The sequence below is a fragment of the Okeania sp. SIO2B3 genome, from assembly GCF_010672525.1.
GTDB lineage: Bacteria > Cyanobacteriota > Cyanobacteriia > Cyanobacteriales > Microcoleaceae > Okeania.
Genome location: NZ_JAAHGH010000041.1, coordinates 37,481 through 43,651 on the forward strand (window position 1 = coordinate 37,481; position 6,171 = coordinate 43,651).

The following is a 6,171-nucleotide window of genomic DNA, read 5'->3' on the forward strand; positions in this document are numbered from 1 at the left end:
CAAATTAACAGTTTTATTTCCATCAATTATAGAATCATCAAAAATTGGAATACTGACAGTTTGTTGTGTTACTCCATCTGCAAAGAAAATAGGGTTAGGAAAAGGGTTGCCAAAATCAACACCTTGAACTGCCGTCTCACTGGAAAGGTTGATATTAGCACTTACTACTCCATCACTCCCATCAGTACGAGTTATTGTGACTGTAGCGGTAGGTGTATTTTCCGCAACGTTAAAAGTGGGGTTGCTAAATTGGAGAGTACCTGGGTCTGATACATCGTAGGCAAAGTTAATATTGCTAACACTTTCACCAGCAGGAATAGTTACAGTAGATGGAAACTCTTGAAGAGGTAGGTCGGGAGAACGAACTGCTGTGAGAGTATATTCAATATTTGGCGGTAAATTGGAAAAGTTGTAATTACCGTTAGGGTCGGTAACAGTTGTTTGTTGGATCGGAATACCGTTTTGAACTCCACTGAGAGTTACAGTGACATTATTGAATCTAGTTTCCCCAAGGTCAGGAATACCGTCATTATTGAGGTCGTCAAATACTGTACCGCTGATTCTTCCTGGAGAGATATTATTTTGAATATTTCTGGTAGCATTTTGACCAGCTAATAGGGGGACTGGTGCGATAAGTTCAGGAATAAAATTACCTTGAGGTACTGCTCGGATATTATAAGTATTAGCTTCTAGTTCCGAGAAGTTGTAATTACCGTTGGAGTCGGTTACAGTATTTGTTTCGTTCGGTTCGAGGATGTTGTTATTGTTGGAGTCGATGAAAACGGTAATTCCTCCTATTCCCTCAGTGGTGTCAGGAAGACCGTTATTGTTGAGGTCGTCAAATACTGTACCACTAATGTTGCCAAGAGGAGGAGGAGGTTGAGAAGTTACATTAGCATTAACAATATTTGTCGGTACTCCATCTACAATAAATTGTAGGTTTGGGTCAATACCATCAAGAGTTGCACTGTGAGAAATGCTAAAGTTACCATCATTAACTCCCGTAACTGTTACATTTTGCGGAGTAGTTCCATTTGATTCATTAAATTCTCGGGTGATAGGAACTCCAGGACCGCTACCAAGATTGATTTCTGGAGGCGGGGCGATCGCTATTTCAATAGGAGTTGTGGGATTACTATTTAGTTGTATCGTATAATTGTCAGACCCTCCAGGAGTAAAAGTCGTATTTCCATCAGTTTCTGTAATGATGACTTGTGTAGGTTCGGGGTCATCAATATTTACTGTGACTGGAGATATGTTGAGATTATTGTAGCTAAGGTCGCTCTGACTAAAAACTTGATGAGCGATCGTGCTAATATTTTGAGTTTCTGTTTCTGGAATATTATCATCTACTGCTGTAACTGTAACTGTTCGAGGAACATTCCAGTTAGTTTGGTCAAAAGTAATAGGATCTATTGGTTGAATTTGCTGGTCTGTATTAAAGTTGATAGCAACATCGCCAATAGGTTGTGTGGTTAAGAATACTTGATAACTACCTGTTGCTCCTCCCTCTGTTGCGTCAGTTGTAGTTGGGGTAATCACAACATTAGGAATCTCGTCATCTCTGATATTAGCAGCAATGAAATTCGATGGTGTACCATCTACCGTAAATGGTGCAGTAGGACCATTATAATTTTGATCGTTACTCGTAGCAGTATGAATAATGTTATCAATAGAGTCTCCTGCTGCAATATTATCATCTGCTGCTGTAACTGTAATAGTTTGAGGTCCTAAGTTACCAGGGTTAAATGTCAAGTTAATTGTGTTGCTTGGTATTTGATTGTTATTATCACTGAGAAGAGCTTGACCTTCTGAAGTAATGGTAATATTAACTTGATCGGTAGGACCGCTATCGAGTTCTATTTGGTAAGTATCAGTTGTTAACCCTTCGATAACGTCAGTGCTTCCACCTGTTTGAGTAATAGAAATTCCGGGAACGATAGCAGCAGTGTTGCCGAAATTAATATTTGTGAAATCTTCTCCTAGAGTAGTAACAATAAGCTGACCTGGAGTGAGAGTTGGTATGGAACCAGGAGGTACAACTTCTCGAACAAAGTATGTATTAGGAGGTAGGTTATTGAAACCATAGTTCCCATTATTATCCGTAATTTGAGATGGTTCGTTTGGGTCAAATACTCCATCATTATCTAAGTCTAGGTAAATTGTTACACCTTGTATTCCAGGTTCACCAGGGTCAAAAGCTCCATTAGCGTTGATATCATTGAACTTTGTACCGCCTATAGTACCTTGTCCTGGTACTATAGGCGGTGTATCATTGATACTAACGATCGCTGTATTAGCTGTTGGGTCAATTTGATAACTGTTATTTGGTTCTGCTGCCAAAGTTAGAACAACTGTTTCTGGATCTGGTTCTGAATCTTGGTCTAATATGGGAAGTAGGTTAATATCCGCGCTAGTTTGATTTGCATCAATAACAACTTGACCTGTTAATGGTTGGTAGTCTATTCCGTTTGTTGCCGTACCATTAATTGTATAATTAACAGTAATGGGATTATTTTGAGGATTATCTACTATATTAACAGTAAATAGTCCGGGGTCATTGCCTCCTTCTGTTGCGACTGCATCTGTGGCGGTTATGGATACAATGGGAAGAGCGACTTGAGATGCTTCAACTGCACCAATATCTGCAATAGCACTACCATCTCCATCTCCATCAATAGGTCGTTGAATTCCCCTCTGATCCAGATTAAAAGTATTGCCCAGAGCAGCATCAATAGCAAGACTGCCTGGAATTAAATCATGGGTTTCTGTAGGACCGCCGTTATTTTGCAGATTAGTATCTAGTACAGACTGAATAGGAGTATCCAAATCATTACTTAAGTTCTCGGTATCTGCTCCTTCTAAACCATTAGAAATATTATTGTTATTGTTTCCCAAGATAATACTTTGGTTAATCCGAGTAGAACCCCCTCCACGGAAAACTCCTCCACCATTACTAGCAGTATTTAAAACAATTGTGTTGCTAGTAAGAGTGTTATTTGATGCTGGAGCATTTATGTATATACCACCACCATTAACACTGCTGGTGTTACCTGAAATTGTACTATTATTAACTATTAGTCCACTATTGGCTCCACCCTGACTAGAAATACCACCGCCACTACCAGTGCTGTTATTGCCAGAGAAAGTGCTACTATCTACTGTTAGTAAACCTCCATTGTTAGAAATACCACCACCACTACCAGTGCTATTGGTGCTATTGTTAGCAAAAGTGCTATTGCTTACTGTTACTACACCTCCAGTGTTGGAGATACCACCACCATTGAATCCTTGATTATTCCTAACGGTACTATTATTGAGAGTTACATTTCCCTCAATATTTCTGATACCGCCTCCCTCTTCAGTACCAATAACAGATCCATCAGCGATAGTTAAGTTATTAATAGTAACTGTTGGCGGTATTAGTGCTTGAATATCAAAAACACGACTGATATTGCCACCGCTAATAGTAAGATTATTTGCTCCTAGACCATCAATAATAATATTGCTAGTAATATCTAGGTCTGCATTACCATCAAACTCGCTATCAGTATTAGATAGAATAATTTGACCAGATAAATTAGGATCGAAATTAATTGTATTGTCACCTGCTAAAGCGTTAGCTTCTTGAATTGCTGCTCTCAATGTGACAACACCATTACCAAGAGCGGTATCAACAATTCCATTCCCAGGGTTAAGGTCTCCTACATCTCCAATATTGTTGACAGTGAAGGAGGGGTTAATTTGAACATTATCCTCTATAATTGTACCAACACCAATACTATCAGAGATAACTGCATTAATAGGAGTGCTAAGATTGACATTAAATGTTTCACTCTGTTGGTCAATATTATCATCATTATTAAGAATAGGTACTGTAACTGGAAAATTATTTTGACCTGCTGTAATTGTGATTGTATCACTAACAGCAGTATAGTCTTCACCTGCTATTGCCGTACCGTCACTGGTGCTATAGGTAACTGTTACGTCCTGAGTACTAACTGGAGATAAGTTGATAGTAAATTCGGCTGTACCTTCATTCTCGTTAACTGTGACATCATTAATTGATATATTGGTATTGACATTATCATTATCAATAATTTGTAGAGTAGCACTGTCAAGGAGAGTTGTTGGTGAACCTTCGATAATTTCATTAACTGCAACTAAGTTAAGAATCAGCTCTTCTGTAGGTTCAGGTACGGTATCATCATTAATGGTATTAATGGGAACAGTAACGTCAGCAGATGCTACACCACTCTCAAAAGTAACATTAATTAGTGTATTACTAATAAAATCCTGATTGTCCGATCCTATATCTAATGGCGGAGTTGCACCTGTAGCTGTGCCATCAGTTAATTGTATTTGTACTGTCTCAGGATTACTCGTATCTCCAGTACGTTGAACTTGTATCGAATCACCTGCTAATGTACCATTTTCATTAATACTGTATAAGTCGTTTGTAAAAGTAAAAGAGGGCGGTAGTGAATTAACACTAACAGTAACCGTGCCCAAATCTGTGCCACCATTACCATCATCAATAGTATAAGTAAACGTATCTGTACCTGTAAACCCATCTGCAGGAGTATAAGTAACTGTGTTATCTGAGTTAACAGTAATATTGCCATTGTTAGCAGAAGTACTATCTACAGTAGTCAGAGAAATATCGTCCTCATCAGGGTCACTATCATTTGCCAAAACGTTGATAGTAACCGAAGTATTAGAAGTAGTAGTGGCAGAGTCTGCTCCTGCAGTAGGTGGACTGTTAGTAGGAGCAGCAGCAGTAACAGAAATACTCACCGTTGCCGTATCTGTGCCACCATTGCCATCACTAACAGTATAATTAAACGTATCTGTGCCGCTGAAGTTAGTGGGTGGTGTATAAGTAAACGTGCCATCATTATTGAGAGAAACACTACCTCCATTGGTACTGCTAAGATCAAAGCTATCAATGAGTACGATGTCCCCATCAGGGTCAGTATCATTGCTCAGAAATGGAAATGTGACTGGAGTATTTTCCGCAGTGCTGACATTATCATCTCCTGCTACTGGTGGGTTGTTGTCAGGAGGAGCGACACTAACCGTAACCGTGCCCAAATCTGTGCCACCATTACCATCATCAATAGTATAAGTAAACGTATCTGTACCTGTAAACCCATCTGCGGGAGTATAAGTAACTGTGTTATCTGAGTTAACAGTAATATTACCATTGTTCGCAGAAGTACTATCTGCACTAATCACAGAAATGTTATCCTCATCAGGGTCGCTATCATTTGCCAAAACATTGATAGTAACCGCAGTATTGAAAGTAGTAGTCGCAGAGTCCGCTCCAGCAGTAGGTGGACTGTTATCAGGAGCAGCAGCAGTAACAGAAATAGTCACCGTGGCCGTATCTGTGCCACCATTGCCATCACTCACAGTATAATTAAACGTATCTGTACCGCTGAAGTCAGTGGGTGGTGTATAAGTAAACGTGCCATCAAGATTGAGAGAAACACTACCACCATTGGTACTGCTACTATCAAAGCTATCAATGAGTACGGTGTCTCCATCAGGGTCAGTATCATTGCTACTAAATGGAAATGTTACCGGAGTATTTTCCGCAGTGCTGACATTATCATCCCCTGCTACTGGTGGGTTATTCTCAGAAGGTGCGACACTAACCGTAACCGTGCCTAAATCTGTGCCACCATTACCATCATCAATAGTATAAGTAAACGTATCTGTACCTGTAAACCCATCTGCGGGAGTATAAGTAACTGTGTTATCTGAGTTAACAGTAATATTGCCATTGTTAGCAGAAGTACTATCTGCACTAATCAGAGAAATATCGTCCTCATCAGGGTCGCTATCATTTGCCAAAACGTTGATAGTAACCGAAGTATTAGAAGTAGTAGTGGCAGAGTCTGCTCCTGCAGTAGGTGGACTGTTAGTAGGAGCAGCAGCAGTAACAGAGATACTCACCGTTGCCGTATCTGTGCCACCATTGCCATCACTAACAGTATAATTAAACGTATCTGTGCCGCTGAAGTTAGTGGGTGGTGTATAAGTAAACGTGCCATCATTATTGAGAGAAACACTACCTCCATTGGTACTGCTAAGATCAAAGCTATCAATGAGTACGATGTCCCCATCAGGGTCAGTATCATTGCTCAGAAATGGAAATGTGACTGG

1 protein-coding gene is annotated in these 6,171 nt (G+C 39.8%); it reads right to left on the reverse strand.

Annotated elements, in window-relative coordinates; genetic code table 11:
• The coding region (locus tag F6K15_RS22545; protein WP_293064583.1) for an Ig-like domain-containing protein at positions 1–6,171 on the reverse strand (6,171 nt) is incomplete at both ends.